The organism is Duganella sp. SG902 (genome assembly GCF_013376005.1).
In the GTDB taxonomy this organism is placed as follows: Bacteria; Pseudomonadota; Gammaproteobacteria; order Burkholderiales; family Burkholderiaceae_D; genus Rugamonas.
In genome coordinates this window covers 130,207-145,571 of the sequence record NZ_JABMJK010000005.1, presented here as the reverse complement: position 1 = coordinate 145,571, position 15,365 = coordinate 130,207, and the positions used below count along the sequence as shown (strand labels likewise).

At 65.3% G+C, this 15,365-nt stretch carries 15 protein-coding genes and 1 pseudogene; 7 read left to right on the top strand and 9 right to left on the bottom strand.

Annotated elements, in window-relative coordinates; translation table 11 throughout:
* Positions 1 to 79: 79 nt before the first annotated feature.
* The gene (locus tag FHW83_RS12695; RefSeq protein ID WP_176646721.1) at positions 80 to 994 is read left to right on the top strand and encodes a hypothetical protein; all 915 of its coding nucleotides are present in this window, start codon (positions 80 to 82) and stop codon (positions 992 to 994) included.
* Here FHW83_RS12695 and prmC read toward each other — a convergent pair.
* The 5 genes from prmC to FHW83_RS12670 all read right to left on the bottom strand — a co-directional run bounded on the left by prmC (position 984) and on the right by FHW83_RS12670 (position 5,505).
* Positions 984 to 1,805 (bottom strand): peptide chain release factor N(5)-glutamine methyltransferase, encoded by an 822-nt coding sequence (prmC, locus tag FHW83_RS12690; RefSeq protein ID WP_176646720.1) that lies wholly within the window; start codon positions 1,803 to 1,805, stop codon positions 984 to 986. The two genes, FHW83_RS12695 and prmC, sit on opposite strands and share 11 nt — an antisense overlap.
* Positions 1,802 to 2,272, bottom strand: a complete 471-nt coding sequence (locus FHW83_RS12685) for a disulfide bond formation protein B (protein ID WP_176646719.1) — start codon at positions 2,270 to 2,272, stop codon at positions 1,802 to 1,804. The genes prmC and FHW83_RS12685 overlap by 4 nt, the downstream gene beginning before the upstream one ends.
* 66 nt (positions 2,273 to 2,338) lie before the next feature.
* A complete protein-coding gene (gene prfA, locus FHW83_RS12680; RefSeq protein WP_176646718.1) occupies positions 2,339 to 3,415 on the bottom strand; it encodes a peptide chain release factor 1 in 1,077 nt (358 codons plus the stop codon).
* 71 nt (positions 3,416 to 3,486) lie between these two features.
* On the bottom strand, positions 3,487 to 4,761 hold the full coding sequence (hemA, locus tag FHW83_RS12675; RefSeq protein WP_176646717.1) for a glutamyl-tRNA reductase: 1,275 nt from the start codon (positions 4,759 to 4,761) through the stop codon (positions 3,487 to 3,489).
* A gap of 54 nt (positions 4,762 to 4,815) precedes the next feature.
* Entirely contained in the window at positions 4,816 to 5,505 is a 690-nt protein-coding gene (locus FHW83_RS12670) for a response regulator transcription factor (RefSeq protein ID WP_176646716.1), read from the bottom strand.
* 247 nt (positions 5,506 to 5,752) lie between these two features.
* Between FHW83_RS12670 and FHW83_RS12665 the strand changes: the two genes are divergently transcribed.
* Positions 5,753 to 6,271, top strand: coding sequence for a hypothetical protein (locus tag FHW83_RS12665; RefSeq protein WP_176646715.1), 519 nt, complete (start codon positions 5,753 to 5,755; stop codon positions 6,269 to 6,271).
* Here the strand turns inward: FHW83_RS12665 and minE are convergent.
* From minE to metE, 4 genes and pseudogenes are all read right to left on the bottom strand, one after another.
* Positions 6,268 to 6,519 (bottom strand): cell division topological specificity factor MinE, encoded by a 252-nt coding sequence (gene minE / locus FHW83_RS12660; protein WP_154377244.1) that lies wholly within the window; start codon positions 6,517 to 6,519, stop codon positions 6,268 to 6,270. The genes FHW83_RS12665 and minE overlap by 4 nt on opposite strands.
* A gap of 2 nt (positions 6,520 to 6,521) precedes the next feature.
* Positions 6,522 to 7,337: a septum site-determining protein MinD gene (minD, locus tag FHW83_RS12655; RefSeq protein WP_176646714.1), complete on the bottom strand. Its 816-nt coding sequence runs from the start codon at positions 7,335 to 7,337 to the stop codon at positions 6,522 to 6,524.
* 26 nt (positions 7,338 to 7,363) lie between these two features.
* Positions 7,364 to 8,137 carry a septum site-determining protein MinC gene (gene minC, locus FHW83_RS12650; protein WP_176646713.1) on the bottom strand — a complete coding sequence of 258 codons (774 nt, stop codon included), beginning with the start codon at positions 8,135 to 8,137 and terminating at the stop codon, positions 7,364 to 7,366.
* Between the two features lie 106 nt (positions 8,138 to 8,243).
* Positions 8,244 to 10,559 (bottom strand): annotated as a pseudogene (gene metE / locus FHW83_RS12645) (5-methyltetrahydropteroyltriglutamate--homocysteine S-methyltransferase).
* Between the two features lie 107 nt (positions 10,560 to 10,666).
* Between metE and FHW83_RS12640 the strand changes: the two are divergent.
* From FHW83_RS12640 to FHW83_RS12620, 5 genes are all read left to right on the top strand, one after another.
* Positions 10,667 to 11,575, top strand: coding sequence for a LysR family transcriptional regulator (locus FHW83_RS12640; protein WP_176646712.1), 909 nt, complete (start codon positions 10,667 to 10,669; stop codon positions 11,573 to 11,575).
* 250 nt (positions 11,576 to 11,825) lie between these two features.
* Complete coding sequence (locus FHW83_RS12635) at positions 11,826 to 13,004, top strand: acetyl-CoA C-acetyltransferase (protein ID WP_176646711.1); 1,179 nt, start codon at positions 11,826 to 11,828, stop codon at positions 13,002 to 13,004.
* A 77-nt stretch (positions 13,005 to 13,081) separates the two neighbouring features.
* Positions 13,082 to 13,822 (top strand): acetoacetyl-CoA reductase, encoded by a 741-nt coding sequence (gene phbB / locus FHW83_RS12630; RefSeq protein ID WP_176646710.1) that lies wholly within the window; start codon positions 13,082 to 13,084, stop codon positions 13,820 to 13,822.
* Positions 13,823 to 13,913: 91 nt separating this feature from the next.
* Positions 13,914 to 14,873 (top strand): prolyl aminopeptidase, encoded by a 960-nt coding sequence (gene pip, locus FHW83_RS12625; protein WP_176646709.1) that lies wholly within the window; start codon positions 13,914 to 13,916, stop codon positions 14,871 to 14,873.
* Positions 14,874 to 14,916: 43 nt separating this feature from the next.
* On the top strand, positions 14,917 to 15,357 hold the full coding sequence (locus FHW83_RS12620; protein ID WP_155464633.1) for a DUF2721 domain-containing protein: 441 nt from the start codon (positions 14,917 to 14,919) through the stop codon (positions 15,355 to 15,357).
* Positions 15,358 to 15,365: the final 8 nt, after the last annotated feature.

Here is a 15,365-nt window from a genome sequence, read left to right as displayed (position 1 = left end):
GCAAAAAGAGCATTTTAACAAATGCCGCACACGGCCCCGGTTGGTGCAATAATGGATCACATTCCTGAACGGGAGCGCTATGGAGACCACCACTGCTGCCCAGATCCGCGCGCGCCTGCTGGCGGCGCTGAACCAAGACCTGCGGGCGCCGCTGGCGCGCATTGCCACCAGCGCCAGTACCGGTTTTGCCGACCTGCACGCGCTGGAAGGCGAGGCGCGGCGACAGCTGGAGTGGCTGTCCGACTTGCAGGAGTGTGCCCGCTTCGAGCTGCAGACGCCGGAACTGGCGCTGGCGCCGGCCTATCTGCATGCCCTGATGCAGCATGTGTCGCACGACCGCGCCGAGCTGCCGGGGCTGGCGCTGCTCGATGGGCGGCGCCTGGCACAGGTGATGGCGCGCATCCGCGAGCATGCGGGAGGGCAGTTGGCGCTGAAGGCGCGGCGTTTCCCGGGCACGGTGGAGCTGGCGTTCCAGGCCGGCCAGGCGGATGGACCGTGGTGCGAGGTGAGCGCGTCGCTGGCCGACGACCGCATCCTGCCCGGCGTGATGGTGGCGGCGCATCTGGTGCGCGCCATGGGCGGCATCTTGCGGCAGAGTGGCGAAAGCTTGCGTTTTGCGATCCGCGCGCCGTTGGCGGAAGAGCGGGACGCCATGCCGCCGACACCGCATTTCGACTGGCCGGAGCCGTTCGGCGCCGGCCACGTCATCCTGCTGCTGGAACCGCACCAGCCGATGCAGGATTATCTGAGCGAGATCCTGGAAAGCGCGGAATTCGATGTGCAGTACGAGCCGGGCGACCGCGATCCCGCGCTGATCCTGTGCTCCGACGAAAGCGTGTGGGACCTGTGGCCGCGCGAGGAGGCGCCGCCGGTGCTGCTGCATACCTTGCTGCCGCCCGCGCGGCCGGAGGATTTTGTCGAGGTGATGTACAAGCCGGCGCCGGCGTCGATGCTGCTGTCGGCCTTGCGCCGCCGGCTGGAAATCAGGTTTTGAGGCGGCCGCCGCTCACGCGCTCGATGCCGGCCAGGTCGCGCCAGCTTTGCACTTCCCCGTAGCCGGTGTCGGACAGCAGCGCGCGCACGGCCGCCGCCTGATCGTAACCATGCTCCATCAGCAGCCAGCCCTGCGGCTTGAGGTGTTGTGGCGCGCCGGCGATGATGACGCGCAGCGCCGACAGGCCGTCCGCGTGGTCGGTCAGCGCGCCCACCGGTTCGTAGCGCAAATCCCCCTCGGACAAATGACGGTCGCCGCTGGCGATGTAGGGCGGGTTGGAGGCGATGACGTCGAACGGCGCGGCGTTGGCCCCGGCCAGCGCGGCGTACCAGTCGCTTTGCAGGAAGCTGACGCGGGCGCCGTTGTTGGCGGCGTTGCGCCGCGCCACCGCCAGCGCGTCGGCGCTGACGTCGAGCGCGGTGACGTCGGCGTCCTTGCGCGTGTGCGCCAGCGCGACGGCGATGGCGCCGCTGCCGGTGCCCATGTCCAGCACGCGGCCCTTGAAGGGCAGGCGGTCCAGCGTCAGCTCGACCAGCAGTTCGGTGTCGGGACGCGGGATCAGCACGGCGCCGTTGACTTCAAACGGCAGGCCGAAGAATTCGCGCTGGCCGACGATGTAGGCGATCGGCTCGCCGGCCAGGCGGCGTTGCACCAGCGCGGCGAAGCGTTGCGACTCTTCCGCCGTCAGCACGCGTTCCGACTGGGTGATGAGGGCGATGCGGTTCAGGCCCAGCGCGTGGCACAGCAGCACGCGGTTATCCAGCGCATCCAGCACGGACTGCCTTTGCAGGGATGCGATGGTGGCGCTCATTTGACGCGGCGGATCAGCAGCCAGCCCAGCGCCAGCGTGAACAGGCCGAACCACAGGAACGACCATTGCGGAATCGCCAGGCCGAACCACGGCGCCAGCGCGTCCTCGCACAGGCCGTCGGCCTTGAACAGGAAGGGCAGGTAGGTCGCGGTCGGGATCTTGTTGAGGAAGGTCTCCATCGGATCGATGCCGCAGGACAGGCCGGGATGCGCCAGCACCCACAGGTGTTTGCCGGCGGTGAACAGGCCGCCCAGCGCCGCCAGCAGGCCGACGCCGGCCAGCGCCTTCGGCTTGCCGCTGTAGGCGCCGATCAGCGCGAGCACGCCGATGGCGAGGAACAGGTAGCGCTGGATCACGCACAGCGGGCAAGGCAGCATGTCCAGCCCGTGCTGCAAATACAGGGCGACGCCGATCAGGCCGAAGGCGGCGATGGCGATGGACATCAGCAGGGAGCGGGTATGTATCATGAGCGGGGTCCTTGGAAGAATCGGGGCATTCTCGCACAAAGTTGCTATTTCAGCCTTAGGCCCCTCTTAATCACCGAGCGCCGCCAGCAGCTCGGCCTGGTGCTCGGTGGTCAGCGCGTTGACCAGTTCATTGAGGTCGCCGTCCATGATGAAGTCCAGCTTGTACAAGGTCAGGTTGATGCGGTGGTCGGTCATGCGGCCCTGCGGGTAGTTGTAGGTGCGGATCCGTTCGCTGCGGTCGCCCGAGCCGATCAGGCTCTTGCGGGTGGCCGCCTCCTTGGCCTGCTGCTCGCGCAGCTGCACGTCCTTGATGCGGGTGGCCAGCACCTTCATGGCCTGGGCCTTGTTCTTGTGCTGCGAGCGGTCGTCCTGGCACTCGACCACGATGCCGGTCGGCAGGTGGGTGATGCGCACGGCGGAATCGGTCTTGTTGATGTGCTGGCCGCCGGCGCCCGAGGCGCGGAAGGTGTCGATGCGCAGCTCGGACGGGTTGATGTTGACGTCCTCCACCTCGTCCGCCTCCGGCATCACCGCCACCGTGCAGGCCGAGGTGTGGATGCGGCCCTGGGTTTCGGTGGCCGGCACGCGCTGCACGCGGTGGCCGCCCGATTCGAATTTCAGCTTGGAGTACACGCCGTTGCCGACCAGGCGCACGATCACCTCGCGGTAGCCGCCCAGGTCGGACGGCGACTCCGACACCATCTCCACCTGCCAGCGGTTGCGTTCGGCGTAGCGGGTGTACATGCGCAGCAGGTCGCCGGCGAACAGCGCCGATTCGTCGCCGCCGGTGCCGGCGCGGATTTCGAGGAAGATGTTGCGCTCGTCGTTGGCGTCCTTCGGCAGCAGCATTTTCTGCAGTTCCAGGTCCAGTTCGGCGGTGCGGGCCTTGGCCGCCTCGATTTCCTCCTGCGCGAATTCCTTCATGTCGGGATCGCCCAGCATTTCCTGCGCCGCCTCGATGTCGCCCAGCGCCTCCTGGTAGGACTTGTAGACCGCCACCAGCGGGCCGATCTCGGCGTGCTCGCGGTTCATCTTGCGGTAGGCGTCCATGTTATCGGTGGCGCCTTCGGACATCAGCAATTCATCGAGTTCGACCAGGCGGTTCGCCAGTTGATCGAGCTTGGCCAGCATGGATGGTTTCATAGCGTGTTCTTAATAAGTGAGGGATGCCGCGCCGGTGGCGGGCGGATGCGGATGGAGCGGGGAGGTGGCCGCTAACGGCGGCCGCGGAACATCTGGGGCAGCAGCTCGGCCAGTTGGGCGCGTTCCTCGCCCTGCGCGCGGTGCAGCGCCTGCTGCGGACCGTGCATGAACTTCGCGGTGAGGCCCTTGGACAGGGCTTCCAGCACGGCGTCGACGTCCTCGCCCCGGGCCAGCATCTTGCGCGCGCGCTCCAGTTCCATCTGGCGCAGCGCCTCGCCGTTTTCCTGCAGGTGCTGGATCACCGGCACCACGGCGCGGTCGTCGATCCAGTGCATGAATGACTGCACGCGGGTTTCAATGATGGCCTCGGCCTGGGCGACGGCGGCCTGGCGGTTTTCCATGCCGGTCTGGACCACCTTGCCGAGGTCGTCGACCGTGTACAGGAAGGCGTCGTTGAGGCGCGCCACCTCCGGCTCGATGTCGCGCGGCACGGCCAGGTCGACCATGAACATCGGCTTGTGGCGGCGCGCCTTGATGGCGCGCTCCACCATCCCCAGGCCGATCAGCGGCAGCGAGGAGGCGGTGCAGGAAATCACGATGTCGTACTGGTGCAGCTTGTCCTGCAGGTCGGCCAGGCGGATGGCGCGGCCGCCGAAGCGGTGCGCCAGCGCCTCGCCGCGTTCCAGCGTGCGGTTGGCGATGGTGATGGTTTTCGGATTCTGCGCCGCGAAGTGGGTGGCGCACAGTTCGATCATCTCGCCGGCGCCGATGAACAGCACGTTCTGCTCGGAGATCTTGTCGAAGATGCGCTGCGACAGGCGCACGGCGGCGGCCGCCATCGAGACGCTGTGGGCGCCGATCTCGGTGGTGCTGCGCACCTCCTTGGCCACCGCGAACGAGCGCTGGAACAGCTGGTGCAGATAGGTGCCCAGGCCGCCCGCCTCGTCGGCGGTGCGGATGGCGTCCTTGATCTGGCCGAGGATCTGGGTTTCGCCCAACACCATCGAATCGAGCCCGGAGGCGACGCGGAAGGTGTGGCGCACGGCGTCGTGCTGCGGCAGCATGTACAGGTGCGGGCGCAGCTCGGCGTAGTTGAGCCGGTGGAAATCGGCCAGGAAATGGGCGCCGGCGTCGAGCGGATCGGGCACGGTGCTGGCGGCGTACAGCTCGGTGCGGTTGCAGGTCGAGAGGATGGCCGCCTCGTCGGAACCGCGATGGTCGATGCGCTCGAACCACGAGCGCGCCGCCATCACCGCCTGGCCCAGCTGCTCAGGGGCGAACGCCAGCTGCTCGCGGAGCGAGACCGGTGCGGTGGTGTGGTTGAGGCCGACGGCAAGCAGCTGCATTTCGGGTCCAGGCAATAATTATGCGGTCATTATACCGTGACCACGGCAAGGGACTCAGGCGCCGAGCTTTTCCAGGCGGTAACCGTAGCTGTAGACCGGCACCAGGCGGAAGCCGTTCTCCGGCTTCAGTTGCAACTTGTTGCGGACGCGGGAAACGTGGGTGTCCATGGTGCGCGACGGCACGGCCGTCTCGCGGATCCAGACCGCCTCGTGAATGTAGGCGCGCGACAGCGGGCGGCCGATGTTGCGGAAAAATAACAGTGCCAGGTAGAACTCTTTGTGGGTTACATCCAACACTATGCCATCCATCAGCAGGCGGCCGGGGCGGGTTTCGAACACATATTGGCCGAATTGCAGCGATTCGGCGCCGTTTTGCGCGGGATAGGCGCGGCGCAACAGTGCTTGCACCCGGGCCACCATCTCGCTGCGGCGCAGCGGCTTGATCATGTAATCGTCGGCGCCGGCGGCCAGGCCGGCCACGATATCGTCCTCGCCGGAGCTTGTGGTCAGGAACAGCACCGGCGCGTTGTCCGGCAGCTTTTCCTTGGCGCGGCGCAGCACCTCGGCGCCGCCCAGATCGACCACTTGCCAGTCGAGAATCAGCATGTCGTAACTGTCCTTGCGCAACTGCGCCAGCACGTCCTTGGCGGTCTGGAAGCTGTGGCAGATGTGGCCGGCCGAGGTGAGCACCTGGCAGATCAGATCGGCTTGGCTGCGGTCGTTATCGAGTACGGCAATTCGCATACTGCTGCCTGCTGGAAAATGTTAAAGAGAAGTTACTTTGAATATAACAGAGATTTACAAAAGGATTAACAAAACCGCTAATTTATTTTTTCTATGGATACTATAATTGATTCTCTATCAATGCTTGCATTTCCCCGTGCGGGCCCGCACATTCAGCACATTCATTACACGGTACACTGGAAAAACGCTGAGTTCAATGTAGAAGTTGAAAAATGGAAAGAATGCCCAACGCGGGCCGGGAGTGCGCATGAGCAGCAAAAAAGACACAAATTGGACCCTGGTGCCGGGCTCGGAACGTGACATTGCCAGCGTGCGCGAACGTTGCCGCCAGCTGGTGCGGCGGCGCGCCATAGTGTCGGCCGGGGTGGCGGCGGTGCCGATCCCGGGGCTGGACGTGGTGTCGGACCTGCGCCTGTTCGCGCTGTTGATCGACGACATCAACCAGGAATTCGGCCTGTCCGAGCAGCAGATCGAGCGCCTGCAGCCCAAGTTCCGCCTGATCGCCTATGAGGCGGCGATCGGCGTCGGCGGCATGCTGGTCGGGAAGCTGGTGACGCGGGAGGTGGTGCTGCAGCTGCTGCGCAAGACCGGCTTCAAGGCGGTGGCGCGCCAGGCCGGCAAGCTGGTGCCGCTGGCCGGGCAGCTGGCCTCGGCCGGCATCGGCTTTTTGGCCTTCCGCCAGATCGGCTACCAGCACGTGGATGCCTGCGCCAGGGTGGCGCGGGAGTTGTTGGCGGCCGGCGTGCACCGGCCGTCGCAGGCTTAGGCGTCCGGCAGCACCACGTTGACGTCGAGCACCTCCAGGTTGCCCTGGCGGTCCAGCGAGATCTTGATGTCGTCGGCGTTGACCTTGGTGTACTTGGAGATCACCTCGATCAGTTCCTTGTGCAGGGCCGGCAGGAAGTCCGGACCGGCGCGGCCGTTGCGCTCGCGCGCGATGATGATCTGCAGCCGCTCCTTGGCCGCGGTGGCGGTTTTCGGTTTAGGCGGAAACAGGAAAGAAAGCAGTGCCATGATTACTTGCTCCCAAAGATACGCTGCAGCAGGCCCGGCTTTTCATAGGTGATAAAGCGCAGCGGCATTTCCTGGCCGAGGAAGCGCGAGACCACGTCCTCGTACGCCTCCGCCACGTCGGTGCCCTTGAAGTGAATGGCCGGGTTGCCCTGGTTCGAAGCATGCAGCACTTGTTCCGATTCCGGAATGATGCCGATCAGGGGAATGCGCAGGATTTCCTGCACGTCCTGGTACGACAGCATCTCGTCCGCTTCCACGCGCTTGGGCGAGTAGCGGGTGATCAGCAGGTGCTCCTTGACCGGCTCGCCGCCGGTCTGGGCGCGGCGCGACTTGGCCTGGATGATGCCGAGGATGCGGTCCGAGTCGCGCACCGACGACACTTCCGGGTTGGTGACGATGATGGCCTCATCGGCGAAGGTCAGCGCCATCAGCGCGCCGTGCTCGATGCCGGCCGGCGAGTCGCAGATGATGAACTCGAAGCCCATGTTGATCAGCTCGTGCAGCACTTCTTCCACGCCGTCTTCCGACAGCGCATCCTTGTCGCGCGTCTGCGAGGCCGGCAGGATGAACAGGTTGTCGCAGTGCTTGTCCTTGATCAGCGCCTGGGTCAGGGTCGCTTCCTTGTTGATGACGTTGATCAGGTCGTACACCACGCGGCGCTCGCAGCCCATGATCAGGTCCAGGTTGCGCAGGCCGACGTCGAAGTCGATGACGGCGGTCTTGTGACCGCGCATGGCCAGCCCGGTCGAGAAGCTGGCGCTGGAAGTGGTTTTACCTACACCGCCCTTGCCGGACGTTACAACAATAATTCTTGCCACGAATAATCCTTTTCAGAGAGGTGTGCTTAAGCGCGGTTGGCAGTATTGACAGATAGTATATCGATTCGGTCGCCGACCAAGCGAATTTGCGCCGGCGCGCGTGCATATTCCGTTGGGAAACCATCCTCGAACGTGCGGTAGACGCCGGCGATCGAGACCAGTTCCGGCGCCATGCTCATGGCGAAGATGCGGGCCTGGGCGTTGCCCGAGGCGCCGGCCAGGGCCCGGCCGTTGAGCGTGTTGTACACGTGGATGCTGCCGTCGGCGATGATCTCGGCGCCGTTGTTGACCACGGCGGTGACCACCAGGTCGCAGCCGCGCGCGTAGATGCGCTGGCCGGCGCGCACCGGGGTGTCGATGATCATGACGTCGGTGCCGTTGCTGGCCGGCGCCGGCGGCTGGGCCTGGGCGGCGCTCACCGCCACCGGCGCGGGGGCCGGCTTGGGCGCGGGCGTCGGCTCGGCCTCTTCGCGCTTGGCGTTGGCCGGTTCCAGCGTCAGGCCGTGGGCGGCGATCTCGGCGGCCAGCTCGGGCGGCGCGTTGCGCACCGCGACCGGGTTCAGGCGGTATTTCTTCAGCAGGGCGATCAGGCCGGCCCAGTCGATCTGGCCGCAGCCGGACGGCAGGGCGGCGACGTCGATCACGGTCAGGTCGTCCTCGAAGAAGTCGGCGGTGCCGCCGGTCATTTCAGCCAGCGCGGCGTCGAGAGCGATGCTGTCGGCCGTCGACAGAATGGCGGAGACGGCGACGACGGTGGAAATCTTGATTTCTATGGGCTTTTGAAACAGGCTCTTGGACATGGGCGACAGTATCAGTGGTTATCCACGCGCGCATGCGCGGGCACCAGCATTCTACTGTAAAAATGCGGCGTTACGGCGTTCCGGCGCGGGCCGGAACCCGATCACGCTAGTAATTTGCCCGCAGCTGACGAGCGGCGGCCACCATGTTGCGCAGGGCGGTTTCGGTTTCCGCCCAGCCGCGCGTCTTCAGGCCGCAGTCCGGATTGACCCACAGGTTGGCCGGCGGGATCACCGTGCTGGCCTTTTGCAGCAGGCGCACCATCTCGGCCTGGGCCGGCACGCGCGGCGAGTGGATGTCGTACACGCCGGGGCCGATCTCGTTGGGGTAGCGGAACTGGCCGAAGCCGTTCAGCAGTTCCATGTCCGAGCGGCTGGTCTCGATGGTGATGACGTCGGCGTCCATGGCGGCGATCTGCGGCAGGATGTCGTTGAACTCGGCGTAGCACATATGGGTGTGGATCTGGGTCTGGTCCGCCACCGCGCTGGCCGCGACGCGGAACGCGCGCGTGGCCCAGTCGAGGTATCCGTCCTAGCGGCCGCGGCGCAGCGGCAAGCCCTCGCGCACGGCCGGCTCGTCGATCTGGATGATGCCGATGCCGGCCTGTTCCAGGTCCGCCACCTCGTCGCGGATGGCCAGCGCGATTTGCAGCGCGGTGTCGGCGCGCGGCTGGTCGTCGCGCACGAACGACCATTGCAGGATGGTGATGGGGCCGGTCAGCATGCCTTTCATCGGCTTGGCGGTCAGGCTTTGCGCGTGCACGGTCCAGTCCACCGTCATGGCTTTCGGGCGGCGGACGTCGCCGTAGATGATGGGCGGCTTGACGCAGCGCGAGCCGTAGGATTGCACCCAGCCCAGCTGTGTGAAGGCGAAGCCGTCCAGTTGTTCGCCGAAGTATTCGACCATGTCGTTGCGTTCGGCCTCGCCGTGCACCAGCACGTCCAGGCCGAGCTCCTCCTGCCGCCGCACGGCGTGGGCGATTTCCGCGCGCATGTGCGCCTCGTATTCTGTCAGGCTGAGCTCGCCGCGCTTGAAGCTGGCGCGGGCGCCGCGGATGGCCGTCGTTTGCGGGAAGGAGCCGATGGTGGTGGTGGGGAAGTCCGGCAGCCGCAAATGGGCGCGCTGCAGCGCCTGGCGCTGGGCGAACGGCGAGCGGCGCTGGTCGGCGTCGGCCGGCAGCGCTTGCAGGCGTTCGCGCACGGCCGGCTGGCGCACGCGCGGGCTGGCGCGGCGGCCGGCGATGGCGGCGCGCGAGACGGCCAGGGCTTCGCTGACGTCGCCGCCGTGCAGGCTGCGCTTGAGGAGGTCCAGTTCCTCCAGCTTTTCGGTGGCGAAGGCCAGCCAGCTGCGGATCTCGCCGTCCAGCGCGGTCTCGGCCGCCAGCGTGAACGGCGTGTGCAGCAGCGAGCAGGAGGTCGACAGCCACAGCTTGCCGGCGCGCTTTTCAATGATGGGCGTGAGCGCGGCCAGCGCGGCGTCGAGGTCGGCGCGCCAGATGTTGCGGCCGTCGACGATGCCGACCGACAGCACCTTGTGCACCGGCAGCCAGTCGGCGATGCTGGTCAGTTCGTGCGGCGCGCGCACGCCGTCCACGTGCAGGCCGGCCACCGGCAGGCGGCACGCCAGGCTGAGGTTTTCCTCCAGCGGCGAGAAGTAGGTCGCCAACAGCAGCGGCACGCCGACCTGGTTCAGCTGCCAGTAGCTGTTTTCGAAGGCGCCGCGCCAGGCGGCCGGCAGGTCGAGGCCGAGGATGGGCTCGTCGACCTGCACCCATGGCACGCCCATGGCCTTCAGCCGGTCCAGTATCTGGCTGTAGACCGGCAGCAGCTGGTCCAACAGGGAAAGGCGGTCGAAATCCGCCGCGCCGCGCGCCTTGCCCAGCCACAGGAAGGTCAGCGGGCCGATCAGGGCGGCCTTGACGGCGTGGCCGAGCGCCTGGGCTTCGGCCACTTCCTCGAACAGGCGCTCGCAGGACAGCTTGAAGCTGGTGTCCGGTGTGAATTCCGGGACCAGGTAGTGGTAGTTGGTGTCGAACCACTTGGTCATTTCCAGCGCGGCGGCGTCATGCGCGTGGCCGCAGCCGCAGCCAGGCTCGGCGCCGCCGCCGCGCGCCATCGTGAAATAGCGGCTCAGTTGCGACTGTCCGGCCGTGAAGCCGAAACGCGCCGGCTCGCAGCCCAGCAGCTGGATATGGTTGGCGACCTGGTCGTAGAAGGCGAAGTCGCCCACGGTCACGAAGTCCAGCCCGGCGTCGCGCTGCAAGGCCCAGTGGCGGGCGCGCAGCTCGCGGCCGACGCATTCCAGTTGCGTCTCGTCCTGCTCGCCGCGCCAGTGGCGCTCCAGCGCGAATTTCAGCTCGCGCGCCGCGCCGATGCGCGGGAAGCCGGGAACGTGGGTGTGGATTGCTTTATTAGTGTTCGTCATGATGCCTGTCATCCGCATTTAATATTGGTGATATAAAGTGTGCGGCAAACCGGTCTATAATCAAAACGAAAGATTTTGCGGGTTTACATGAAAAAAATTAATAGACCATGCTAGAGATACGCCACCTACGCACCCTGAGCGCGCTGCGCTCGGCCGGCAGTCTGGTGCGCGCCGCCCAATTGCTCAACCTGACGCAGTCGGCGCTGTCACATCAAATCAAATTGCTGGAGGATCGCTACGGCGGGCCGCTGTTTGAGCGCAAATCGGTGCCGATCGGCTTCACCGCCACCGGCGCGCGCCTGCTCAAGCTGGCCGACCTGCTGCTGCCCGAAATCGAGGCCGCCGAGCGCGAAGTTGCGCGCCTGATGCAGGGAGATAGCGGGCAGTTGCGGGTGGCCCTGGAATGCCACACCTGCTTCGACTGGCTGATGCCGGTGATGGATGAGTTCCGCAAGCGCTGGCCCGAGGTGGAGATCGACCTGGTGTCCGGCTTCCATAGCGAGCCGGCCGATTTGCTGCGCAGCGGCGAGGCCGATCTCGTCATCGGCTCGCCGTACGGCCCCGAATTCACCACCTTCCCGCTGTTCCGCTTCGAAATCCTGACCGTGATGGCGCAAAAGCACCGCCTGGCCGGCCAGCGCCGCCTGCGGGCGGCCGATTTCGAGGGCGAAACCCTGATCACCTACCCGGTGCCGGAAGAGCGCATCGACCTGATCCGCGAAGTGCTGAAACCGGCCGGCGTGGCCTTCCAGCGCCGCACCGCGGAATTGACGGTGGCGGTGCTGCAATTGGTCGCCAGCCGGCGCGGGATCGCCGCCTTGCCCAACTGGGCGATCAAGAATTACGTCGATTACGACTACGTGATCGCACGGCCGATCGGCGAGCAGGGCCTGTGGAGCGACCTGTACGTATCGGTCCCCGAGGCGCAGAAACAGCGGGCCTACGTGCTCGATTTCGTCAACGTGATACGGGAGCAGTGCGCGGCCTCGCTCGATGGTATCAAATTATTATCGTGACAAATAATTACTATTTCTTCAAAATAGTGATGAAAGGGTTTGATGCGCATCAAGGTAAGCGCTGAAACCTGCGCATACGATGAGTGCCCGACGGTTGCGCGTTTGGCATGGATGCTGCTAATAATCCTGGCGATTCCTCGCGGCGACGCACCATCGAAACCTGCTACACCCAGCGTGTGGACGGCGTATGATAAAAGTTCGCGTTGTTGCTCAACTTAGCCGGCTGCTGCCGGCAGCATTGGAGAATCAAATGGATGATGTAGTTATCGTGGCCGCTGGCCGCACTGGTGTGGGCAAATTCGGCGGTAGCCTGGCAAAGACGCCCGCCTCCGAGCTGGGCGCCCATGTGATCAAGGGCCTGGTGGCCAAACTGGGCCTCGACCCCAATCTGATCAGCGAAGCGATCCTCGGCCAGGTGTTGACCGCCGGCGTCGGCCAGAATCCGGCGCGCCAGGCCGTCATCAAGGCCGGCCTGCCGAACACCATTCCCGGCTTCACCATCAACCACGTTTGCGGCTCCGGCCTGAAGGCCACCCACCTGGCGGCGCAAGCCATCAAGGCGGGCGACGCGCAGATCGTCATCGCCGGCGGCCAGGAAAACATGAGCGCCTCGCCGCACGTGATCCCCGGCTCGCGCGACGGTTTCCGCATGGGCGACTTCAAGGCGGTGGACAGCATGATCGTCGACGGCCTGTGGGACGCCTACAACCAGTACCACATGGGCACCACCGCCGAGAACGTCGCCAAGAAATACGAGATCTCGCGCGCCGAGCAGGATGAATTCGCGCTGCAATCGCAGCTGAAGGCGGAAGCGGCGCAAAAGGCCGGCAAGTTCAAGGACGAGATCCTGCCGCTGGAAATCGTGCAGAAAAAAGGCAGCATCGTGTTCGACAGCGATGAATACATCAAGCCGGGCTCGACCCTGGAAGGGCTGGCCGGCCTGCGTCCCGCCTTCGCCAAGGACGGCACCGTCACCGCCGGCAACGCCTCCGGCCTGAACGACGGCGCCGCCGCCGTCATCATGACCTCCGCCACCAAGGCCAAGGAACTGGGCCTGCCGGTGCTGGCGCGCATCAAGGCCTACGCCTCGTCCGGCCTGGACCCGGCCTACATGGGCATGGGCCCGGTCTCGGCCACCAAGCTGTGCCTGAAAAAGGCCGGCTGGACCCCGGACGATCTGGACCTGCTGGAAATCAACGAAGCGTTCGCCGCGCAGGCGGTGGCGGTCAACAAGGAAATGGGCTGGGACACCAGCAAGATCAACGTCAACGGCGGCGCCATCGCCATCGGCCACCCGATCGGCGCGTCGGGCGCGCGCGTGCTGGTGACGCTGATCCACGAAATGATCCGTCGTGACGCGAAAAAAGGCCTGGCCTCGCTGTGCATCGGCGGCGGCATGGGCGTGGCGCTGGCGATCGAGCGTCCATAACAACAAGCTGCAAGCGGCCCGGCATGCGGCCGGGCCGTGTTTTCCGATTTTTGGTGTTTCTTAAGAAGGGGACAAAAATGGCAAGAGTTGCATTAGTAACCGGTGGCATGGGTGGTCTGGGCGAAGCGATTTGTTTCAAGCTGTCAGCGCTAGGCTATTGCGTCGTCACCACGTATTCCCCTGGCAATCCTAAAGTTGAGCAATGGCTGGCCACCACGCGTGACCAGGGCTACAACTTCCGCGCCTACCCGTGCGACGTGGCCGACTACGATTCGGCCCAGGCGTGCATCGCCGCGATCGAGAAAGACATCGGTCCGGTGGATGTGCTGGTGAACAACGCCGGCATCACGCGCGACATGACCTTCAAGAAAATGGACAAGGTCAATTGGGACGCGGTCATCAAGACCAATCTGGATTCGGTATTCAACCTGACCAAGCCGGTGTGCGACGGCATGGTCGAGCGCGGCTGGGGCCGCATCATCAACATCTCGTCGGTGAACGGCCAGAAGGGCGCCTTCGGCCAGACCAACTACTCGGCGGCCAAGGCCGGCATGCACGGCTTCACCAAGGCGCTGGCGCTGGAAGTGGCGCGCAAGGGCGTCACCGTCAACACCATCTCGCCGGGCTACATCGGCACCAAGATGGTGATGGAGATCCCGCAGGAAGTGCTGGACACCAAGATCATTCCGCAAATTCCGATGGCCCGCCTGGGCAAGCCGGAAGAGGTGGCCGGCCTGGTGGCCTACCTGTCCTCGGACGAGGCGGCGTTCGTGACCGGCGCCAACATCGCCATCAACGGCGGCCAGCACATGTCCTGAGCGGCCGCATCGCCACCACATAAGGGCCGGGTTCGTTCGCGATCCCGGCTTTTTTTTCGTACAATCTGCTATCGATGCCCAAAGGATAGCCATGTTCGACCCCAGTTCCGCCCTGTTCCCGCCCATCACGCCGAGCCGTTCCGGCATGCTGGCGGTGGACGACCTGCACACCATTTACTGGGAAGAGGTCGGCAATCCCAACGGCATTCCCGTGGTCTTCCTGCACGGCGGCCCGGGCGCCGGCCTGTCGCCCCAGCATCGCCGCTTTTTCGATCCCGAGCAGTACCGCGTGATCCTGTTCGACCAGCGCGGCGCCGGCAAGTCGCTGCCGCTGGGCGAGTGCCGCAACAACACCACCCAGCTGCTGATCGAGGACATCGAACGCCTGCGCGTGATGTTCGGCGTCGAGCAATGGCTGGTGTTCGGCGGCTCGTGGGGCTCGACGCTGGCGCTGGCCTACGGCCAGGCCCATCCCGAACGCTGCCTCGGCTTCGTGCTGCGCGGCATCTTCCTGTGCACCAGGCAGGAGATCGACTGGTTCCTCGATGGTGCGCGCTGGTTCCACCCGGAGGTGCACGCCGAATTCATCGCGCCGATTCCCGAGGCGGAACGCGGCGACCTGCTGCAAGCCTACGTGCGCCGCATCATGAGCGACGACCCGGCGGTGCACATGCCGGCGGTGCGCGCGTGGAGCCGCTTCGAGGGCCGCCGCGTGTTCCTGCTGCCGCAGGCGGAAGATCCGCCGTCGGATGCGCTCGACCTCGGCGTCGGCCGTCTGGAATCGCACTACATGGCCAACCTCGGCTTCTTCAGCGACGACCAGCTGGTGCGCGACGTCGGCCGCATCGCCCACCTGCCGGCGGTGATCGTGCAGGGGCGCTATGACGTGATCTGCCCGCCGGTGTCGGCATGGCGCTTGCATCAGGCCTGGCCAGGATCGGTGCTGAACGTGATTCCGGACGCCGGTCACGGCGCCATGGAGAAAGGCATCGCGCGCGCGCTGGTGGCGGCCACCGAGCAGTTCAAGCGCGGCCGCGGGTTCGCGGCCTGATACACTGTGCACCATTCGATAAAAAAATACAAATATGGCCATCATGAACATCCAGACCGGCGACATCGGTCACATCATCCAGCTGGCGATCGCGCCGGTGTTCCTGTTGTCGGGCGTGTGCACCAACCTGATCGTGCTGACCAACCGGCTGGCGCGCATCATCGACCGCTCGCGCGTGCTGGAGGACAGGCTGGACGTCGCCTACAGCGACCCCTACCTGAACGAGCTCGATGTGCTGTATCGCCGTTCGCATCTGATCAATATGTCGATCGCGCTGTCGACCGCCTGCGGGCTGTTCGTGTGTGTGATCGTCGCCATGCTGTTCCTCGGGGACATCACCAACATCGGGCTGGACAAGTATATCGCCGGCACCTTCGTGGTCTCGGTGCTCTGTCTGGTCGGCAGCTTCATTTCGCTGCTGCGCGAAATCTTCATTGCGTCGGCGTGGATGCGTTCCCAGCGCCACGTCCGACGCAAGCGTTAAACTTTTTA

Excerpts from the sequence above, each read along its gene's own strand:
- FHW83_RS12695 (WP_176646721.1), top strand. The coding sequence starts at position 80 with ATGGAGACCACCACTGCTGCCCAGATCCGCGCGCGCCTGCTGGCGGCG.
- prmC (WP_176646720.1), bottom strand. The coding sequence starts at position 1,805 with ATGAGCGCCACCATCGCATCCCTGCAAAGGCAGTCCGTGCTGGATGCG.
- FHW83_RS12685 (WP_176646719.1), bottom strand. The coding sequence starts at position 2,272 with ATGATACATACCCGCTCCCTGCTGATGTCCATCGCCATCGCCGCCTTC.
- prfA (WP_176646718.1), bottom strand. The coding sequence starts at position 3,415 with ATGAAACCATCCATGCTGGCCAAGCTCGATCAACTGGCGAACCGCCTG.
- hemA (WP_176646717.1), bottom strand. The coding sequence starts at position 4,761 with ATGCAGCTGCTTGCCGTCGGCCTCAACCACACCACCGCACCGGTCTCG.
- FHW83_RS12670 (WP_176646716.1), bottom strand. The coding sequence starts at position 5,505 with ATGCGAATTGCCGTACTCGATAACGACCGCAGCCAAGCCGATCTGATC.
- FHW83_RS12665 (WP_176646715.1), top strand. The coding sequence starts at position 5,753 with ATGAGCAGCAAAAAAGACACAAATTGGACCCTGGTGCCGGGCTCGGAA.
- minE (WP_154377244.1), bottom strand. The coding sequence starts at position 6,519 with ATGGCACTGCTTTCTTTCCTGTTTCCGCCTAAACCGAAAACCGCCACC.
- minC (WP_176646713.1), bottom strand. The coding sequence starts at position 8,137 with ATGTCCAAGAGCCTGTTTCAAAAGCCCATAGAAATCAAGATTTCCACC.
- FHW83_RS12640 (WP_176646712.1), top strand. The coding sequence starts at position 10,667 with ATGCTAGAGATACGCCACCTACGCACCCTGAGCGCGCTGCGCTCGGCC.
- FHW83_RS12635 (WP_176646711.1), top strand. The coding sequence starts at position 11,826 with ATGGATGATGTAGTTATCGTGGCCGCTGGCCGCACTGGTGTGGGCAAA.
- phbB (WP_176646710.1), top strand. The coding sequence starts at position 13,082 with ATGGCAAGAGTTGCATTAGTAACCGGTGGCATGGGTGGTCTGGGCGAA.
- pip (WP_176646709.1), top strand. The coding sequence starts at position 13,914 with ATGTTCGACCCCAGTTCCGCCCTGTTCCCGCCCATCACGCCGAGCCGT.
- FHW83_RS12620 (WP_155464633.1), top strand. The coding sequence starts at position 14,917 with ATGAACATCCAGACCGGCGACATCGGTCACATCATCCAGCTGGCGATC.